The 1,171-nt window shown below is 63.1% G+C and carries 1 protein-coding gene; it reads left to right on the top strand.

Annotated features, from left to right (window positions below; genetic code table 11):
• Positions 1 to 1,170, top strand: a 1,170-nt coding sequence (tuf, locus tag BHE01S_RS35810; RefSeq protein WP_243413452.1) for an elongation factor Tu, incomplete at its 5' end; no start/stop codon positions are given.
• Position 1,171: the final 1 nt, after the last annotated feature.

The following is a 1,171-nucleotide window of genomic DNA, read 5'->3' as shown; positions in this document are numbered from 1 at the left end:
CGGACCAAGCCGCACGTGAACGTGGGCACGATCGGTCACGTTGACCACGGCAAGACCACGCTGACGGCAGCGATCACGACGGTTCTGACCGCGAAGTTCGGCGGCGAAGCGAAGGCGTACGACCAGATCGACGCAGCGCCGGAAGAAAAGGCACGTGGTATTACCATCAACACCGCGCACGTCGAGTACGAAACGGCTAACCGCCACTACGCACACGTCGACTGCCCGGGCCACGCCGACTACGTGAAGAACATGATCACGGGCGCGGCGCAGATGGACGGCGCGATCCTGGTGTGCTCGGCCGCTGACGGCCCGATGCCGCAAACGCGTGAGCACATCCTGCTGGCCCGTCAGGTTGGCGTGCCTTACATCATCGTGTTCCTGAACAAGTGCGACATGGTGGACGACGCCGAGCTGCTCGAGCTGGTCGAAATGGAAGTGCGCGAGCTGCTGTCGAAGTACGACTTCCCGGGCGACGACACGCCGATCATCAAGGGTTCGGCCAAGCTGGCGCTGGAAGGCGACAAGGGCGAGCTGGGTGAAGTGGCGATCATGAACCTGGCCGACGCACTGGACACGTACATCCCGACGCCGGAGCGTGCGGTTGACGGCGCGTTCCTGATGCCGGTGGAAGACGTGTTCTCGATCTCGGGCCGTGGCACGGTGGTGACGGGTCGCGTCGAGCGCGGCATCATCAAGGTCGGCGAGGAAATCGAGATCGTCGGTATCAAGCCGACGGTGAAGACGACCTGCACGGGCGTGGAAATGTTCCGCAAGCTGCTCGACCAGGGTCAGGCGGGCGACAACGTGGGTATCCTGCTGCGCGGCACGAAGCGTGAAGACGTGGAGCGTGGCCAGGTTCTGGCCAAGCCGGGTTCGATCACGCCGCACACGCACTTCACGGCTGAAGTGTACGTGCTGAGCAAGGACGAAGGCGGCCGTCACACGCCGTTCTTCAACAACTACCGTCCGCAGTTCTACTTCCGTACGACGGACGTGACGGGCTCGATCGAGCTGCCGAAGGACAAGGAAATGGTGATGCCGGGCGACAACGTGTCGATCACGGTGAAGCTGATTGCGCCGATCGCGATGGAAGAGGGCCTGCGCTTCGCGATCCGCGAAGGCGGCCGTACCGTCGGCGCCGGTGTGGTTGCAAAGATCATCGAGTAAA

The organism is Paraburkholderia heleia NBRC 101817 (assembly GCF_000739775.1).
GTDB classification, from domain to species: Bacteria; Pseudomonadota; Gammaproteobacteria; order Burkholderiales; family Burkholderiaceae; genus Paraburkholderia; species Paraburkholderia heleia.
This window is presented reverse-complemented; position numbering and strand designations above follow the sequence as displayed.